Genomic DNA, 17975 nt, shown 5'->3' with positions numbered 1-17975 from the left:
GTTGTGTGATTTTTATCACACTTCGTCGCCGCCATCGCGATTTTTCACACGCCAAATATCGCGTGCTTCGTACATTTTTTAAGGTGATTTCAGGCCCCGCCCCTATTTGACGTGACGGCCCCGTGTCGGAGGCATTATAAGAGAGGTCACGCGACATAGAAGTCACGCGCGCAATGTCGCCCGCCCATCGTGATGGATAACGTCTTTGGAGTTCGACCCGACCATGCCTCTTCAATTCCCGTCTTCCCGAACTGCCCTGGTGGCAATGTTGTTTTCGGCGCTGGCGCTCAGCGCCTGCGCGGGCGGAAAGGTCCGGATCCCCGACAAATCCTACAAACGCGCCACCGACATGGGCCGCGTCTATGCCCCGCCGCCATCGATCCTGGGCGAGGGCGGGCTGAACTTCGGCGGCGACAAGACCAAGAACGCCCCCGGCGCGGGCACCGGCATCGCGATCAATACCTTCTTGTGGCGCGCCTCGCTGGACACCGTGGCCTTCGCCCCCTTAAGCTCGGCCGACCCGTTTGGCGGCGTGATCATCTCCGATTGGTACGCCCCGCCCAAAAGCCCGAACGAACGGTTTAAACTGAACATCTTCATCTTGGGGCGCGCCTTGCGCGCCGACGGCATTCGGGTTTCGGTGTTCCGTCAGGTCCGCGACGCGGCCGGGGAGTGGCGCGACGCGGCCGTCCCTAAGGATGCGGGCGCGAAAATCGAAGACGCGATCCTGACCCGCGCGCGTCAGCTGCGCCAGGAGACCCAACGCCAACAATAACGAAGACCGCCCGGCGCGACCCACGCCCCAACACCCGGTCAGCCCCCAACCGATTCACAAAGGGCCGAGCCCCACAAGACAGGCGAACACTGAGAACGATGTCACGATACAATTTCAAAGAAACCGAGGCCAAATGGCAAAAAACCTGGGCCGACCGGCAGACCTTCGCCGCGCGGCAAGGCGATGCCGGCGAAAAATACTACGTTTTGGAAATGTTCCCCTATCCGTCCGGGCGAATCCACATGGGCCATGTGCGCAACTACACCCTGGGCGACGTGGTCGCGCGCCACAAGCGCGCGCGCGGTTATAACGTTCTGCACCCCATGGGCTGGGACGCCTTCGGCCTGCCCGCCGAAAACGCCGCCATCCAAAACAAGGTACACCCCGCCACATGGACCCACAAAAACATCGACACCATGCGCGCCCAGCTCAAAACCATGGGCTTGAGTTATGACTGGTCGCGCGAAATCGCCACATGCGATCCCGAATACTATCGCCACGAACAAAAGATGTTTCTCGACTTTCTTAAGGCCGGCCTCGCCTATCGCAAAGAGTCGTGGGTCAACTGGGATCCCGCCGAACAGACGGTCCTCGCCAACGAGCAAGTCATCGACGGCAAGGGCTGGCGCTCGGGCGCTGCTGTCGAAAAGCGCCAGCTCGGGATGTGGTTTTTAAAAATCACCGATTATGCCGAGGACCTGCTCGCCGAGCTGGAAAATCTGCCGCGCTGGCCCGATAAGGTACGCCTGATGCAGGAAAACTGGATCGGTCGGTCCGAAGGCGCGCGGGTCTTTTTTCCACTTAAGGGGCGAGACGCCCCCTTGGAAATATACACCACCCGACCCGACACCCTGTTCGGCGCGTCGTTCATGGCGATCGCCGCCAACCATCCGCTGGCGCTGGAGTTGGCCAAAAACAACCCCCATATCGACGCCTTCATCGCCGAATGCAATGCCTTGGGCACCAGTGAAGCGGCGATCGAAACCGCCGAAAAACGAGGGTTTGACACCGGCCTAAAGGCCATTCACCCCCTTGATGAAAAGCGTGAAATCCCGGTCTTCGTCGCCAATTTCGTCCTTATGGAATATGGTACCGGCGCGATCTTCGGCTGCCCTGCGCACGATCAGCGCGATCTCGATTTCGCCCGCAAATACGCCCTGCCCGTGCGCGCCGTCGTCGCCCCAAGGACAATCGCCGGCACCAAAGAACAAGACGACTTCGTTGAAAACCTCAATACCGTGGCGAGCGAGGCTTTTACCGACAGCGCGGACGCCTGCGTTCTTATCAATTCCGAATTTCTCGACGGGCTGAGCGTAACCGAGGCCAAGCGCGCCGCGATCGGCGCGCTTGAGGAAAAAGGCCGCGGAAAAAGCACCATCCAGTTTCGATTGCGCGACTGGGGCGTTTCACGCCAACGCTATTGGGGATGCCCAATCCCGGTGATTCACTGCGACGATTGCGGCGCCGTGCCCGTACCCGAAGCCGATCTTCCGGTCACCCTGCCCAACGATGTCACGTTCGATAAACCCGGCAACCCCCTGGACCATCACCCAACATGGAAGCATGTCAACTGCCCCACCTGCGCCAAACCCGCGCGGCGGGAAACCGATACCTTCGATACTTTTTTTGAATCTTCATGGTATTTCGCCCGTTTCTGCGCGCCGGTGGACGACCAACCCTTTACCCGTGACGCCGTCGATTACTGGATGCCCGTGGATCAATACATCGGTGGCGTCGAACATGCCGTTTTACACCTTTTATATTCGCGCTTTTTTATCCGCGCGCTCAAGGATTGCGGCTATCTCGGCGTTAAGGAACCATTTTCCGGGCTGATGACCCAAGGCATGATTTGCCACGAGACCTATCGGGCGGCGGATGGAACCTGGCTTACCCCCGAAGAGGCCGCACGGCTGCCCGAGGGCCAGATTACCGTCGGGCGTTCAGAAAAAATGTCCAAATCGAAGAAAAACGTCATCGATCCCGAGGTTATTATCGGTGAATACGGCGCAGATACGGCGCGCCTGTTCATGCTTTCCGACAGCCCGCCCGATCGCGATCTCGACTGGACCGATTCGGGCATCGAGGGGGCGTGGCGCTATATCAATCGGCTGTGGCGGATGGTCACCGAGCCGGCGCTTTCCCTGCCCCCCGCCGGCACGCCCCGGCCCGCCGAATTGGGCGCGCACACCCTAGGCGCCCTAAAAAATATTCACAAAACCATCGACGCCGTCGGCCATGACCTCGAACAGTTTCATTTCAACAAGGCCGTCGCCCGAATTCGTGAACTCTCCAACCTCCTGGACGGCCTCGACGCCGACGATAAGGGCGCACCGTGGGTCTTGCGTTTGGGGCTTGAGACCCTTGTTCGGCTTCTCGGCCCCATGCTGCCCCATTTGGCCGAGGAGTTGTGGAGCCACCTTCGTCAGGAAGGCCCGTTGCTTGCCGATACGCCATGGCCCGAGGCCGACCCGATCCTGATTGTCGATGACAGCGTAACCATCGCCGTGCAAATTAATGGAAAATTACGAGGCACCGTCGAACTTGCCCGAGATTCCGCAGAAGACGTTGTCGAGCGAGCCGCGCTTTCCCTCCCCGCGGTCAGCGCCCAGCTGGGCGGGCGTCAGCCTCGAAAAATCATCGTCGTAGCCAATCGGATCGTCAATGTTGTTGCGTAATCGAAACAAATTTTCAACCCCCTTCCTCCTTGGCCTCGCCTTGGTTGTCCTTGCCGGTTGCGGCTTTCACCCCCTGCACCTGAGAACAAGCCCCCAAAACGCAGGCCCCCTGGCGCAAATTCGCGTATCGAATATTCCCGATCGCATCGGACAAAAATTCCACAATCTCCTCCTTGAGCGTCTAAATCCCCAGGGTGAGGCGCTGGCCCCTAAGTACAACCTGAGCATTATACTTCAACATTCGGTCGAACAGTTGGCCGTCCAAAAAAGCGCTATCGCAACCCGCGCGAATCTTCGCGTCACGGCGACCTTCGCTCTTCGGGATGGCGCATCTCGCAAAATTGAGGTCAGCGGAACGAAACTTGTCGTCGCGGGGTATGACATCATGTCTTCGGATTATGCAACCTTGATCGCCGAAAAGGATGCCGAGGACCGCGCCCTCACGGAATTGGCCGATGAAATCCGCACCCAACTCGCCGTTTATTTTAACCGCATCGCCTACGAATAACCCGCGCGCGGTGAACGCGCGGCCACGCCGGGAAAGAGGCTATCCGTGAAAATCGCCCCACGCGCCATAGACGCCTTCGTTCAAGCGCCGCCCGCCAACGTTCGCGCCGTGCTCATCTATGGCCAGGATGACGGACTCGTCCGTGAACGAAGCGATATGTTGGTCAAAACCCAGGTGGCCGATCCCGGAGATCCCTTTTGCACCGTTAACCTTAAGGCGTCCTCTCTTAAAACAGACCCCGCGCGACTGGGCGACGAGGCAAACGCCCTCTCCTTTGGTGGCGGAGGGCGTGTGGTGACCGTTGACGAGGGCGCGGACTCCCTCGCCCCGATCTTTGCCGATTTTTTGAAACGGGCAACACCGCAAAGCGCCTTGGTCATCATCACTGCGCCGGCTTTGCCCGCGCGCTCCAAGCTGCGCACACTGTTCGAAAAGACCCCAAACGCAGCCGCACTGGCCTGTTATGCGGACGATTCACGCACCTTAGGCGACCTTATCCGCAAGACATTGGCGCCCCTGAATATGAAACCTTCCGCCGACGCCATGGCGTTTTTGCTTCACAATCTTGGCTCCGATCGCGCCCTAACCCGCAATGAACTTGAAAAGCTGGTGCTCTATAAAGGCGGGCCGGGAACAATTTCACTTGAGGATGTTCGCGCGGCGATCGGAGACAGCGCCGCGTCTTCTCTCGACGATGTGGTCTATGCCTGCGCCGGCGGCAACTTGCAGGCCCTTGACGGGGCCATCGCTCGCGCCTTCGAAGACGGGAATCCCCCGGTTAAAATCCTGCGCGCGCAGTCGTATCACTTCATGCGCATTCATCAGGCGGTCAGCGACGTCCAAAGCGGACAAAGCCCCGCAATGGCGGTTAAGGCGCTGCGGCCACCTGTTTTTTATAAGTTTGTCGATCCCTTCACCGAGCACGTCCGTCTCTGGGCGGGGAAAAAGCGGCTATCGCGCGCCCTCGATCGCCTCCTTGAGGCTGAGATGGACTGCAAAACCACCGGCATCCCCGACCAAGCCGTATGCGCCCGCGCCCTCATGGCCATCGCACAGATAGCCCGCCGTTAGCCTCTACGCGAAACGTTCCTGAAAATACCCAATACGACCTGTCGATAAAAATAACCGGGAGACGCCACCGGAGACGCCGGCCCAGGGCCTTGCACAATACGCCAACCTCCAGACCGAAGGGAAAAAGGAGAGGGATCATGTGCAACGCCAACACACGCCTACGGCTTCGGGGTTAATACGGTCGAAAATTAGGTATCCTTTCGCGCACGTTCCTCGTCGCCGTCATTTTCGGCCTCGTCGGCCTGGTTCTCAGCGTCGGCCTCGATCTCAGTGTCGGAAGGGATAATATTAAGGATATCCTCGGCCATGGCGCGCGCTATGGCGTCGGCGCCATCTTCTTCATCCTCATTTTTATCTTCATCCGACGCGCCATTTTCAAGAAGGCCACCTTCCGGTTCCTGGGCTTCCTCTTGCGCAAAAGCTTCGAAATCCTCGTTATCATCCATATCCTCTGGGCTGTCTTTGGATTCGGCGTGCTCTTCGACCGCATTTTTCCACGACTGCGACCCACCGTCATCCTGAGTTTCAGGCGTCGGCGCATCTTCCTGGAGCCCGAGACCAGGGTCGGCGGTATCCTCGGCCACGACAATATCTTCTTCATTTTCAATATCGCCCAAGCCGATATCGTCCGGGGCCTCTTCAATATCGCCGACATCGCCCAAGGGGTCCATATCGGTGGGGGCGGAGTCGTCTCCATTTTCCGAATCGACGACGCCGACCGCATTTTCCAGGAGAGAATCCAAATCGTCCAAGGTATCTTCAGGCGGGATATCGGCTTCGGGCGGCACATCGACGCGGGCGTCTTCGCTCGAATGCTCTGACAAGGGCTCTATCCCTTCGTCCAGATCAATATCTTCACCCGTGTCATGAGCGCCATGACCGTGAGCACTATGACCGTGAGCGCCGTGGCTTAAGCGGGCGAGAATATCGTCCAGCTGTTCCAGACTCGTATAATGTATCGTTAGAGCGCCGGCATCTCCCTTAAAAGCAATTTCGACCTTAAGCCCCAGCAGATTGGCCAAATCACGCTCAAGGGCCAGGGTATCGGAATCCTTAGCGTGCGTTTTCGACCCCTTCCCCGAAGCCGGCGCCTTGCGTTCGTCCTTCGACGCCGCGCTCTTAACCAGACGTTCGGTCTGTCGTACGTTAAGCCCACTTTTTACCACATTTTTAGCAAGCCCCGTCGGATCGTCGGCCCCCAACAACGCACGGGCATGGCCCGCGCTGATCGCGCCCTGCGCCAATAAGGCCTTGACCTCTTCGGGCAGACCGAGAAGGCGCATGGTGTTCGCGATGTGTGGGCGGCTTTTCCCAACGCTTTCCGCCAACTGTTCCTGGGTGTGGGAAAATTCGTCCATGAGGCGTTGATAGCCCGCCGCCTCTTCTAAGGGGGAAAGGTCTTGCCTTTGGAGGTTCTCGATCAGGGCGACCTCAAGTGTTTCTTGATCGCTTAACTCTTTAATAATAATGGGAACTTCATGAAGTTGCGCCAACTGAGCCGCACGCCAACGACGCTCGCCCGCGATAATTTCGTATTCCTCGGGGGCCTCGGGATCGCGCCGCACTAAAAGCGGCATCAACACGCCCTTTTCCCGAATTGAACGGGCGAGATCTTCCAGATCTTCGGCGTTCATCTGCTGGCGAGGTTGGTATTTTCCAGGATGAAGGAATTCTATCGGCACCGTCTTCGTTGAACGCACCCTATCCAACTCTGTAAAATCCTCTTTCTCTCCACCAAGCAAAGAGGAAAGGCCTCGACCAAGTTTCCTGCGTTTTGTTTCTTCCGACATTATACCGCCTTATGCCCTTCCCGACGTAAGATCTCTCCGGCAAGATGAAGATAGGCTTGCGATCCGGCGCAGGCCATATCGTACATCAAGACGGGCCGTCCATAGGACGGCGCTTCAGAGACCCGAACATTCCGGGGGATTACCGTTTCATAGACCTTATCGCCAAAATATTCTCGCACATCGGCGGCGACCTGTTCGGATAAATTATTTCGCTTGTCGAACATGGTCAAAACAATCCCCTGAAGCTCAAGACCATGGTTAAAAATTTTCTGTACCTGGGCCACCGTACGCATTAAGTGGCTAATTCCCTCAAGGGCGAAAAATTCGCACTGCAAGGGAACCAGGATCGCCTGCGACGCCACCAAAGCGTTCAACGTCAAAAGTCCCAACGCGGGCGGGCAGTCGATTAAAATATAGTCATAATGAGCGGCGCCGTCACCAATGGCGTTGCGCAAACAGTATTCACGCCGCTCGACATCCACCAGCTCTATTTCCGCCGCGGACAAATCCACGCCCGCCGGAATGATATCGAGACCGGGAATAGCTGTTTTTTGAATGGCCTCGCTAAGTGCGATATCCCCAATGATAACCTGGTAGCTGTCCCGCCTCCGACTCGCCTGATCAAGACCCAAACCCGTGCTGGCGTTACCCTGGGGATCAAGATCGATAAGAAGCACCCGCTGCTTAACGGCGGCCAGCGCCGTCGCTAGATTTATGGCCGTTGTCGTCTTACCAACGCCACCTTTTTGATTTGCGATCGAAATAATGCGTGGATGTTCTCGCTCTAACGGGCCTTTTTTTTCCATGGTACTCTTTGCGCTCAATCATCAAGGGCCGGCATTAAGGGCGGGCATATGCTACAAGGGTGGGTACACGGACGGTAAGAACGGATACCCGCTACCGCCGGGAAATATTTTCGAGCTTTAGAACCAAGCCGCTTTCATCAGAAAGACTTTGGCGCCAAGTGGCGTCCATCTTCCACCGTTTTTGTGCTTGCGTCAATTCTTCCGGGCCCTGCCTGCCCTTAAGAAGAAGGCACATTCCTTTTTCTTTGATGTGAGGCCGCCCCAAATCCAACAAGGCATCGAGGCGCGCCAGCGCCCGAGAGGTAAGAATATCACCCTCAAGCGGGGTTATTTCTTCGATCCGGCGGTTGTGAATTTCGACGTTAGCCCCTGTCTCGCGCTTGACTTCCCGCAAAAACAAGCTTTTCCGGGTATCGCTATCAATCAGATGCGCCCTATTCCCTGTGAGAAGCGCAAGAACCATACCCGGAAAACCGGCGCCGCTTCCGATATCAACGATTACCCCAGGTGTTTTGGGCATGTATGCCACTAACTGCGCCGAATCGACGAAATGCCGTCTCCACAAAAAAGGGATCGTCGAGGGTCCGACAAGATTTATTTTGTGCTGCCATTTTCGTAAAAGCTCGGCATAAATTTTTAATTTTTCCAGCGTTTCGGGCATTAGCGAGAAATTTTGTGTGAGAAGCGCCTCACCCCACGCCTGATCTTGTAACAATACCGCGTCTTGATCCGACATTATAAATATAACTTTCTTCCCTGCAGCCTTATGGATACGGTTTGCCTTGGGTTTGATTTTAATTTAATCGATTTTGTTTCACGTGAAACAGCGCGGCCCGTTCGCGTGTCAGCCTGAAATATTGGCTGCGATGGTCCACATTCCGAAATCGCTAGGAGATACGCCACCTACGGTTCACGTGCCCCCTCCGATAGAATACGTCCAGACACCGGGCCCCCTCTCCAAGCAGGCAAAGGCCCAAGTAGACAAAGGCCAAGTAGACAAAAGAAAGAATATTCCCGCGCAGGGACCGTCAATCAGGCCCGCTTACGTGGACGCTGTTCCCGACGCACGTAAGACAACAAAAGCGTCAACGCCGCTGGCGTTACCCCAGAAATTCGAGCCGCCGCCCCCAGCGTTGCGGGGCGGGCCACCCGCAATTTTGCGCGCACCTCGTTAGACAAACCCGAAATACCATCATAGTCCAAGTTTTGAGGAATGAGCAGGGCTTCATCTCGACGAAAAGCCGCGATATCGGCCTTTTGTCGTGCGATATATCCACTGTATTGAGCGTCTATTTCAATCTGTTTAACCGTTGCCGGCCCAGCAGAGGCAAGATCCGGCCACAAGCGAGCCAAATCAGACCAAATAACATCAGGGTACGAAAGCAGATCTTGTGCGCTTCGACGCACGCCGTCTTGATTTATACGGATTCCCTTTCGTGCAAGCTCCGTCGGGGACGCCACCAAGGAAACCATCAAATTTTGTACTCGGGACAATTCCGCCATATGGCGATCAAAAACATTCCGCCGTTCTTTCGAAACGCAGCCGACGGCCACCCCCAAAGGCGTTAGCCGACGGTCGGCATTATCGGCGCGCAAGACCAACCGATATTCCGCACGCGACGTGAACATCCGGTAAGGCTCCTGCGTTCCCAAAGTAACGAGGTCATCAATAAGAACACCGATATAGCCATCCGCGCGGTCTAAAATAAAGGGGGCCGCCGATCCACAAGCCAGCGCCGCATTAAGCCCCGCCATTAAACCCTGAGCCGCGGCCTCTTCGTAGCCCGTCGTTCCGTTAATTTGACCCGCCAGATAAAGCCCCCTAACCCGAAGACATTCTAGGGTGGGCTTGAGTTCCCGCGGATCGACAAAATCATATTCGATCGCATACCCAGGCTGGAGCATCCGCACGTGAGACAATCCCGGAATGGTCGCCAACAAAGCAACCTGAATGTCTTTGGGAAGAGATGTGGATATTCCATTAGGATAGATCGCCTGCGAGTCCAGCCCTTCAGGTTCTAAAAAAATTTGATGGCTTGAGCGATCCGCAAACCGCGTCACCTTATCCTCAATCGAGGGGCAGTATCGCGGACCGGTACCTTCGATCTGACCCGAAAAAAGCGGCGATCGATGCAGATTCTCGCGAATAATTTCATGTGTTTTTTGTGTTGTCGCCGTTATGTGGCAGACCGTTTGCGGCGTGGTGATTTTTTCCGTCAAATAAGAGAAGGGTGTCGGCGGACAATCTCCAGGTTGCTCATCAAGAGAAGACCAGTCAATCGTATCCCGGTCCAGCCTGGGGGGCGTCCCCGTTTTCAGCCGCCCTAAACCGAAACCCAACCTACGAAACGTATAGCTTAACCCCGTAGCCCGCGGGTCGCCGACGCGGCCGGCGGGGATGCGCACATCTCCAAGGTGAATAAGGCCGCGCAAAAATGTTCCCGTTGTAATGACGACGGCGCCCGCGACATAATTTTCTCCAGATGCACCGTATACACCCCGAACGGCGCCGGTATCGTCAAACATAAGATCCTCTACCGGATCCTCTTTGAGCGTTAAATGGTTTTCTTCGTGAATAAACTCGGCGACGGCCTTTTTATATAAGCGCCTGTCGGCCTGGGCGCGGGGTCCATGAACGGCCGGACCCTTACTTTTATTGAGCATACGAAAGTGAATGCCGGCCTTGTCGATTGCCCGGCCCATAATCCCGTCAAGCGCATCGATTTCACGAACCAACTGACCCTTGGCCAGACCACCAATGGCCGGGTTACAAGACATTTCACCCAACGCTGAAAGGCGGTGCGTCAGCAAAAGCGTCCGCGCGCCCATACGCGCCGAAGCGCATGCGGCCTCACATCCGGCGTGCCCGCCGCCAACAACAATAACGTCGTATTTGTTCATGCCAGAAACCTAATAACACCCCCAGAAACTGTCAATAAAAGAGACATCTTTTTTTAGGCGTTTCGGGGATAAGTGAGAGAGGAAAATAAGACATGAACAAGAAATTTCTTTTAATTTCTTCACCGTATTTTTCACAAACGAAAAATGACCAAAGTAAAAACACGTTGGAATAAAAAATACGGTGCAGAAAATAGATGGCGAGAAATCTCCCCTTCAAAAATATTTCCCCGTCATTGGGAGAAAATCAAGGTCATAACCCCGCCCTCCTTAAACAGCCTCTCCTTAAACGACTTAAGGCATCATCCAGGCTCGGGACCTATTAAAATTTTCCGGCGTTCTCTACCGCGTTCTCACTCATTGTTGGCGGAAGGGCCTGCCCATGACTGATCATTTTTGTCTGACGCAAGAGAAATTGGGCCGGTTCGGGCCATGCGTTGCGCCAAAGAAAAATCGCGTGCGGAAGATCGAATACGACGCGGGCCTTTACAAACAGCGCCACGAGACCGAGAGCATGTCTGGAAAACTCAAAGACTGGCGGTGAGTCGCAACACGCCATGGCCGCTGCGCGCGCGCACTCTTTTCGGCGATATGCATTGCCGCATCCGTGATCTTCCACCTCAATCAATGAGTTCTGAATCTCGTCATCTGAAACTAAAATACGGTGCATGTATGACCCTTCATGCGGCACACCCGATAGGAGGGGGCGTGAAGGCGATGCGGTTCATCGGCGAACGTTCTCGACGCAGCGGGCGCGCCGTATGAAGGACCCGCTTTGCCTCTATGATCGTTTGGACGCACGGAAAAAGGGCGTGCGTGTGTTTCACGTGAAACACCAAACAGTCGCTATCCCCCCCTCACCATGTGTCCATGACCCTCGCGATTGAAGGCGGCCCCACTATTACAGACATCACAGGCGAAACGCACGGACAAGGCTTGCCAACGTCACCAAAAATAATTGCTACAAATATCGCCGAGGTGGCAACCTCACTTGCCGATGCAAAAATCACGAAAAACAACATCAAGGAGATCTTCAACATCGACACGACCGGTAATTCGTCCCAGCGCGTTAAGGGACAAACGCAGGTCTTCCGCGCAAAGGTCCAGGTCGGAAGCGTCCAGGGCCCGACGTAGGTGGTCGTGTGTCGCCTGTAAACATTCACGGTGGCGCTGACGGGTAATCCCGGGTCCGGCGGCGCTCTCACACCGGGTCCGAACATTATTTTCAAGAAGGGAGAGAAGATCTTCCATTCCCTCGTTGGTTTTCAGCGAAATGACCACCGAACGACCTCCCGAGTACGGCGGGGGGTAGAACCCGGGAACACGATCAACTTTATTAAAAACAATGATACGCGTCACGTTGGCGATATCGCTGGGTGCGATGCTCTCATGAACACCCTCCTTGCGCGCAACATCTGTCCTCTCCCCTGCATCTCCTCCCTCCCAAGTTGCCGGATCGGAGGCATCATACACAAAAAGGCAAATATCCGCCTCGGCGGCGCGAACTCTCGCCCGACGAACGCCCTCTTCCTCGACGCTATCCGCACCCCGACGAATACCCGCGGTATCGGCAATCACGACGGGATACCCACCAAGATCCAGACGAAGTTCTATGACATCACGCGTCGTTCCCGGTTTTTCCGATACGATGGCCGCGTCCCGATTAGAGAGCGCGTTGAGCAAAGAAGACTTTCCTGCGTTCGGTGGCCCGACAATCGCCAGATGAACCCCAGAACGTAGGCGCTCGCCCCGACGCCCATCATCCAAGTGGCGTTCAATTTCCCGCATGATTTCGTACATCTCATCACGGGCCGGACCACTCAGGGCATCGGAAACGTCCTCTTGATCGGAAAAATCAATAAGCGCCTCGACCCTTACCCGCTGAGAGAGCAGGCGATCGCGCCAGCCATCATAAAGCACGGCCAGGGCGCCCCGCGATTGCCGCAGGGCCTGTTTGCGCTGGGCTTCGGTTTCTGCGTCGATAAGGTCCGCGAGACCTTCGGCTCGGGTAAGGTCCATCTTTCCATTTTCAAACGCCCGGCGCGTAAATTCGCCAGGGTCCGCAAGACGGACCCCTGGAATACGCGACAGGACGTCACTCAGCTTATGCATCACCGCCGAAGATCCATGGACGTGAAATTCAACGACATCCTCGCCGGTAAAGCTCGCCGGTCCTTGAAAAAAAAGGGCTAAGGCGTCATCGATCGCCCCCCCATCGACGGGATCGGTAAGTTCAACGTAGTAGGCGAATCTGGGCTTCGTTGGATGCTGCCCAGTAAATTTAAAAAAAACATCTCGACATGCCGGACCCGAGACGCGAAAGACCGCGACACCCGCACGGCCCGGCGCCGATGCCGGGGCATAAATCGTCCAATCGCTCATTTGTGTCACAGACCCTTAAGCCCCATATACCGCACCCGGCGGGCACGCAAACTCACGCAACAGAAAACAATTCCAAAAACCCGTTTCCCCCTCCAAAAAACCCAGGGGAATTCGATCCGATACAAGAATTTCGGTTATCCAAGATGTCCCCGGTGCGTCTTCCCTCAGTTCATCCCCAACCTAAAAGTTCATTTTCCGTCCTAACCTCATTCCTGGGCCTAACGCTCTTCACCCCTGAAGAGACACCCTCACTCCTGGAGAGGCATCGGGGGAGCGGGACCATCTTCTGGGGCGATCAGACAGCGCGTCACACGCGTACCCTCAATGAGATGACGGATTAAAATCTCATCGACATCTTCTTTATTCTGAACGCGATACCAAACCCCCTCTGGGTAAATAACAAGGACGGGCCCCAGTTCGCAACGATCAAGACACCCCGCAGAATTTATCCGAACATTATCGATCTTAAGTTCCTTGGTCCGCGCTTTCATATAATTGCGCAACCTGACCCCGCCCCGCCCCGCGCAAGATCCGCGCGAATGGTTTTCGGGACGCTGATTGGTACAACAAAAAACATGGCAACGGTAAAATAGAGCCGGATCATCGCTTTGTCTGTTCACGCCGCTCACTCCATATTGATTTTTAGCGCGCCATCGCAAACCAGGGTTTGATTCTTCCGTCGGAACACGGCCCACGTATCGAACATACCCAACACAAGCGAGCACGATCAGCCCTCAAAAATCATGGGCCCTTATCTTTGTCTTCTTTTGGGTCGGAAGGACCACCCGACGTACTGACGCCCTGATTAAAAAACATTTTTTGAAATTGCTCCATGCCCTTCATCGACCCCATAACAAACTGAGGAAGCCATGTGTTCGCCATCTTATCGGGATCCAATGCCGCCATTTTAGCATCCATGTTTTCTTCTAATTTGGACAAAAAGCGTTCCTGTAAGGGTTTTACGTCGGGTAAACCAAAAAAATCACGCGCCTCCTCGGCCGTGCAATCGATATTCATGGTTATTTTCATGGATCGTTCTCCCTAAAAAGCGGCCCCGCCCCATTTTCCAGAATAGAAAACCCACCGATCTTCGCGCCCCGGATAAAGGGGACAAAAAACTTAGGGTTGTTTCCAATACAAATTCACCCAAAGTAAAGCCTAAGGCCGCATGACAATATCACGATCAGGGCCGGGCACTGAAGACCGCCACGTCCAAAGCCGCCGAAGATTCCCAGAACAACATTAGCGTCAAAAAGGGAGCAAAGGAATGCGCGATCTTCGCCGAAACACTCTAAAAGATCAGACCAGCCCCTACCTCAGGCAACACGCCGGCAACCCCGTCCACTGGCAAACGTGGAGCGACAAGGCCTTAAGCCGTGCGCAAAAAGAAAATAAACCGATCCTTCTGTCCATTGGTTACGCCGCCTGCCATTGGTGCCATGTCATGGCCCATGAAAGTTTCGAAAATACCGATACCGCCGCATACATGAACGCGCATTTCATCAACATAAAGGTTGATCGCGAGGAACGGCCGGACCTCGATACACTTTACCAAAGCGCCCTCGCGGCAATGGGTCGCCAAGGCGGGTGGCCGCTGACGATGTTTCTTACACCCACCGGCGCCCCCTTTTGGGGCGGAACATACTTCCCACCCGAAGCGCGCTACGGGATGCCCGCATTCATCGACATCCTTCGTAGTGTTGAGAACAGCTACAAAAACGCCCAAGACGACGTCCAAAAAAACGCCGCCGCCCTGACCGAGGCCTTGTACAAAATGTCTCGTCTCGGCGGTGGGGGGAAAATTAATGAAGATATCATCGAGCGCGTCGCTACCGCCGCGGTGCGTATCGTGGATCCGGTCCACGGCGGAACGCAGGGCGCGCCTAAGTTTCCGCAGGTTTCCTTTTTTAGTTTTCTTTGGGACCACTACCTCGAAACCGGATCTTCACCTCTAGGGGACAGCGTGTGCACGACGCTTGATCATATTTGTCTGGGGGGAATTTACGATCATCTGGGCGGCGGATTCGCGCGCTACTCGACAGATGAAATTTGGCTCGCCCCGCATTTTGAAAAAATGCTTTATGACAATGCCCAGCTGATCGAAATCCTAAGTACCGTATGGCTAAAGACACAAAACCCCACTTACGCGGACCGCGTCGCGCGAACAATCGATTGGCTGATGTCGGAGATGCGCATTTCCTCACCGCACGATCCCGAACTTTTCGCCTTCGCCGGTGCGCTTGATGCCGATAGCGAGGGTCGCGAAGGTCAGTATTATATTTGGAAAAGCGAGCAAATAATCGACCTCCTCGGCCCTCACGCCCCCCTATTTATGGAGACCTACGACGTTCGACCCAGTGGAAATTGGGAGGGATACTCCATATTAAATCGCCTCGCCAATCCCGCTACGCAAACGCCCATCGTGGAAGAGCGCCTTGAAAAAAGTCGTCAAATTCTTTTACAGACGCGAAGCAAAAGACCCCGTCCACAAAGAGACGATAAAATCCTCGCCGACTGGAACGCCATGACCGTCACCGCCCTGGTCAAGGCTGGAATGATTTTTGATCGGGAAGATTGGGTAAGACTAGGTCTTGTGGTTTATACATTTATTTGCCACGAAATGCAGGAGGAGGACACCCTCTATCACACCTGGACCGAGGGGTCCGCCCTCCACCAGGGGGTCCTCGATGACTATGCTCATCTGGCCCGCGCCGCATTGACGATCTATCAGGCCACGGGCAAAAAGTCGTACCTCGATCACGCCGTAACTTTAGTCAAAAGCGCCGAGCGCCGTTTCTGGGATTCGCAAAACGGCGGCTATTTCCTCTCGGATGTGACCGCGCGCGATCTGATCGCGCGGACGAAGCCGGTCTTCGACAACGCCGCGCCATCGGGAAATGGCGTGATGTTGGAGGTGTTGGCCACACTGTACCAACTGACGGGCGATAACGATCTGCGCACCCACGCCGACCGGCTCATTAAGGCGACCATCCCCCAAGACCTCAACGCCCTGGTCAACATGCCCTCGATGATTGTTGGCTGGTCGATCCTGGAAAAGGGGACGACCCTGACCTTGGCGAGGGGAGGGCGCGCGCCAAAAGAATTACAACACACCGGAAAAAATCCGGAAATACAGACAGATCCGATGATACGTGCAGCCTGGACGGCCCCCCTCCCCTACGGAACCATCATGGTTTTAGGTCATCGGGACGAAGACGCCCTCCTGCCCCATCATCCTGCCTATGGTAAAAAATCACTTCATGAAAAGACAACGGCCTATGTTTGCAAGCATGGCGCATGCGGTCTTCCCCTGACGCGCACGGACGACTTGCGCAAGGCCCTCGCCGGGGGCTAACGTGGCGGCATGGATATGGCCATTGTCAAAACCCCGATGGGGGACCTGAGCATTTTTGCCGACGCCGGGGCAATCGTTGCGATCGAGTACGGTCGCGGCGCCACCCTGAGTGACTCCAAAAGTAGCCAGGCATCCCCACTTCTCGAAAACGCCCGTAAACAGTTAGGCGAATATTTTTTAAACCGCCGCCAAAAATTCAGCCTTCCCCTATCCCCTCAAGGTACGCCCTTTCAACACCAAGTATGGCGGATCATGCAGGATATTCCTTTTGGAGAAACCCTGACCTACGGCGCGCTCGCCAAGCGTCTGAGTTCGTCGCCACGCGCCGTCGGTGGAGCCTGCCGCAGCAACCCCATCGCGATCGTTATTCCCTGCCACCGTATCGTCGCCACCGCACCGCGCCGCAAAAATATCGCGCAAGGCTTCGCCCTCGGCGGCTACTCCGGGGGATCGGGGCCCGAAACCAAAAAAAGGCTCCTGCGCCTCGAACAGGCCGTGGGATTTGAATATAGTACCATCTCGGACCGCGCGACCCCTGTTTGACGGCGGCGCACGCACTCACACCCCTATCGACGGGCTCCCCCGGTTGAAGAAAAGGAAAACATCATGACCATGGCCATCCGCATTCATGAACACGGTGGTCCCGAAAAAATGGTTTGGGAAGACATCGCCGTCGCGACTCCCGGACCGGGAGAGGCGCTTGTCGAACACAGGGCCGTCGGTCTGAATTATATTGATATTTACATGCGTACCGGCCTTTACCCCCTGACCCTACCCGCCGTTCTCGGCATGGAGGGCGCCGGTGTGGTGATCGCGGTTGGTGAGGGCGTTGAGAACGTTAAACCCGGTGCGCGCGTCGCCTATGCCGCCCAGCCCGTCGGCGCTTACGCCCAGAGCCGACTTATCCCCGCCGACCGTCTGGTTACCCTACCCGACGATATTAGCGACCCGGTCGCCGCGGCGATGATGTTGCAGGGACTAACCGCGCAATACCTGCTGCGTCGGACATATCGGGTCAAGCCCGGCGACACCGTTCTTATTCATGCCGCGGCCGGCGGCGTCGGTCTAATCGTCTGCCAGTGGGCGAAGCATCTCGGGGCGCGGGTGATCGGAACCGTCGGCAGCGATGAAAAGGCGGAAATCGCCCGTCAACACGGCTGTGATTTTCCGATCGTGTACACCCGGGAAAACTTCACCAACCGAGTTCGTGAGATTACCGGCGGCGCAGGTGTTCCTGTTGTTTACGATTCCATCGGCAAGGATACCTTCATGGGCTCTCTTGACTGTCTTGCTCCAATGGGTGTCATGGTCACTTTCGGCAATGCCTCCGGCCCCGTCGAGCCCATCAATCCCGGCCTCCTCGGTCAAAAGGGGTCTCTTTTTCTGACCCGGCCCTCTCTTTTCACCTATACCGCCAAACGCGACGATCTGGCGGCAATGGCTGCGGAGCTATTTGAAGTTGTGCGGGGAGGTCAGGTTAAAATTGAGGTAAATCAGACTTATCCCCTCAAGCAGGCCGCACAGGCGCACAGCGATTTGGAGGCCCGAAAAACGACGGGATCAACCGTGTTACTCCCATAATCAAGGCATCGGTATTACCTAAGAAAGCCCTGGCGTTATAAAACGCCAGGGCTTTTTATCGAAGTAAAACAGACAAAATATATAATAACTTATTCATTATAAGTTATTATATACTTATCCAATATTTATACATC

The 17975-nt window shown here is 55.7% G+C and carries 14 protein-coding genes; 7 read left to right on the top strand and 7 right to left on the bottom strand.

The window, feature by feature from the left end:
* Positions 1 to 265: 265 nt before the first annotated feature.
* From P3M64_RS09380 to holA, 4 genes are all read left to right on the top strand, one after another.
* On the top strand, positions 266 to 775 hold the full coding sequence (locus tag P3M64_RS09380; RefSeq protein ID WP_243644685.1) for a DUF3576 domain-containing protein: 510 nt from the start codon (positions 266 to 268) through the stop codon (positions 773 to 775).
* Between the two features lie 98 nt (positions 776 to 873).
* Positions 874 to 3450 carry a leucine--tRNA ligase gene (leuS, locus tag P3M64_RS09375; protein WP_132937593.1) on the top strand — a complete coding sequence of 859 codons (2577 nt, stop codon included), beginning with the start codon at positions 874 to 876 and terminating at the stop codon, positions 3448 to 3450.
* A complete protein-coding gene (lptE, locus tag P3M64_RS09370) occupies positions 3437 to 3958 on the top strand; it encodes an LPS assembly lipoprotein LptE (protein WP_132937594.1) in 522 nt (173 codons plus the stop codon). The genes leuS and lptE overlap by 14 nt, the downstream gene beginning before the upstream one ends.
* A 45-nt stretch (positions 3959 to 4003) precedes the next feature.
* The gene (holA, locus tag P3M64_RS09365; RefSeq protein ID WP_132937595.1) at positions 4004 to 5029 is read left to right on the top strand and encodes a DNA polymerase III subunit delta; all 1026 of its coding nucleotides are present in this window, start codon (positions 4004 to 4006) and stop codon (positions 5027 to 5029) included.
* A 188-nt stretch (positions 5030 to 5217) separates the two neighbouring features.
* Here the strand turns inward: holA and P3M64_RS14380 are convergent, their stop codons facing one another.
* From P3M64_RS14380 to P3M64_RS09325, 7 genes are all read right to left on the bottom strand, one after another.
* Positions 5218 to 6819, bottom strand: a complete 1602-nt coding sequence (locus P3M64_RS14380) for a ParB/RepB/Spo0J family partition protein (protein ID WP_132937596.1) — start codon at positions 6817 to 6819, stop codon at positions 5218 to 5220.
* Entirely contained in the window at positions 6819 to 7625 is an 807-nt protein-coding gene (locus P3M64_RS09355; protein WP_132937597.1) for a ParA family protein, read from the bottom strand. Before P3M64_RS09355 ends, P3M64_RS14380 begins: the two co-directional genes overlap by 1 nt.
* Positions 7626 to 7716: 91 nt before the next feature.
* Entirely contained in the window at positions 7717 to 8361 is a 645-nt protein-coding gene (gene rsmG / locus P3M64_RS09350; RefSeq protein WP_132937598.1) for a 16S rRNA (guanine(527)-N(7))-methyltransferase RsmG, read from the bottom strand.
* Positions 8362 to 8657: 296 nt separating this feature from the next.
* On the bottom strand, positions 8658 to 10526 hold the full coding sequence (mnmG, locus tag P3M64_RS09345) for a tRNA uridine-5-carboxymethylaminomethyl(34) synthesis enzyme MnmG (RefSeq protein WP_132937599.1): 1869 nt from the start codon (positions 10524 to 10526) through the stop codon (positions 8658 to 8660).
* Between the two features lie 319 nt (positions 10527 to 10845).
* Positions 10846 to 11193 (bottom strand): hypothetical protein, encoded by a 348-nt coding sequence (locus tag P3M64_RS09340; protein WP_132937600.1) that lies wholly within the window; start codon positions 11191 to 11193, stop codon positions 10846 to 10848.
* A gap of 317 nt (positions 11194 to 11510) precedes the next feature.
* Positions 11511 to 12905, bottom strand: coding sequence for a tRNA uridine-5-carboxymethylaminomethyl(34) synthesis GTPase MnmE (mnmE, locus tag P3M64_RS09335; RefSeq protein ID WP_132937601.1), 1395 nt, complete (start codon positions 12903 to 12905; stop codon positions 11511 to 11513).
* A gap of 741 nt (positions 12906 to 13646) precedes the next feature.
* Positions 13647 to 13934, bottom strand: coding sequence for a DUF6489 family protein (locus P3M64_RS09325; RefSeq protein ID WP_132937602.1), 288 nt, complete (start codon positions 13932 to 13934; stop codon positions 13647 to 13649).
* A gap of 238 nt (positions 13935 to 14172) precedes the next feature.
* On the opposite strand from P3M64_RS09325, the gene P3M64_RS09320 reads away from it, so the two are divergent.
* From P3M64_RS09320 to P3M64_RS09310, 3 genes are all read left to right on the top strand, one after another.
* Entirely contained in the window at positions 14173 to 16260 is a 2088-nt protein-coding gene (locus P3M64_RS09320; protein ID WP_132937603.1) for a thioredoxin domain-containing protein, read from the top strand.
* Between the two features lie 9 nt (positions 16261 to 16269).
* On the top strand, positions 16270 to 16803 hold the full coding sequence (locus P3M64_RS09315) for a methylated-DNA--[protein]-cysteine S-methyltransferase (protein WP_132937604.1): 534 nt from the start codon (positions 16270 to 16272) through the stop codon (positions 16801 to 16803).
* 63 nt (positions 16804 to 16866) lie between these two features.
* Positions 16867 to 17841 carry a quinone oxidoreductase family protein gene (locus tag P3M64_RS09310; protein ID WP_132937605.1) on the top strand — a complete coding sequence of 325 codons (975 nt, stop codon included), beginning with the start codon at positions 16867 to 16869 and terminating at the stop codon, positions 17839 to 17841.
* The last annotated feature ends 134 nt before the right edge of the window (positions 17842 to 17975 follow it).

Origin of the sequence: Varunaivibrio sulfuroxidans (assembly GCF_029318635.1) — a bacterium.
GTDB classification, from domain to species: Bacteria; Pseudomonadota; Alphaproteobacteria; order Rhodospirillales; family Magnetovibrionaceae; genus Varunaivibrio; species Varunaivibrio sulfuroxidans.
The sequence above is the reverse complement of the archived record's forward strand: the minus strand, read 5'-3'. Positions and strand labels throughout refer to the sequence as shown.

Coding starts and splice junctions, on each gene's coding strand:
- P3M64_RS09380 (WP_243644685.1), top strand. CDS start 266: ATGTTGTTTTCGGCGCTGGCGCTCAGCGCCTGCGCGGGCGGAAAGGTC.
- leuS (WP_132937593.1), top strand. CDS start 874: ATGTCACGATACAATTTCAAAGAAACCGAGGCCAAATGGCAAAAAACC.
- lptE (WP_132937594.1), top strand. CDS start 3,437: ATGTTGTTGCGTAATCGAAACAAATTTTCAACCCCCTTCCTCCTTGGC.
- P3M64_RS14380 (WP_132937596.1), bottom strand. CDS start 6,819: ATGTCGGAAGAAACAAAACGCAGGAAACTTGGTCGAGGCCTTTCCTCT.
- P3M64_RS09355 (WP_132937597.1), bottom strand. CDS start 7,625: ATGGAAAAAAAAGGCCCGTTAGAGCGAGAACATCCACGCATTATTTCG.
- rsmG (WP_132937598.1), bottom strand. CDS start 8,361: ATGTCGGATCAAGACGCGGTATTGTTACAAGATCAGGCGTGGGGTGAG.
- mnmG (WP_132937599.1), bottom strand. CDS start 10,526: ATGAACAAATACGACGTTATTGTTGTTGGCGGCGGGCACGCCGGATGT.
- P3M64_RS09340 (WP_132937600.1), bottom strand. CDS start 11,193: ATGCACCGTATTTTAGTTTCAGATGACGAGATTCAGAACTCATTGATT.
- mnmE (WP_132937601.1), bottom strand. CDS start 12,905: ATGAGCGATTGGACGATTTATGCCCCGGCATCGGCGCCGGGCCGTGCG.
- P3M64_RS09325 (WP_132937602.1), bottom strand. CDS start 13,934: ATGAAAATAACCATGAATATCGATTGCACGGCCGAGGAGGCGCGTGAT.
- P3M64_RS09320 (WP_132937603.1), top strand. CDS start 14,173: ATGCGCGATCTTCGCCGAAACACTCTAAAAGATCAGACCAGCCCCTAC.
- P3M64_RS09315 (WP_132937604.1), top strand. CDS start 16,270: ATGGATATGGCCATTGTCAAAACCCCGATGGGGGACCTGAGCATTTTT.
- P3M64_RS09310 (WP_132937605.1), top strand. CDS start 16,867: ATGACCATGGCCATCCGCATTCATGAACACGGTGGTCCCGAAAAAATG.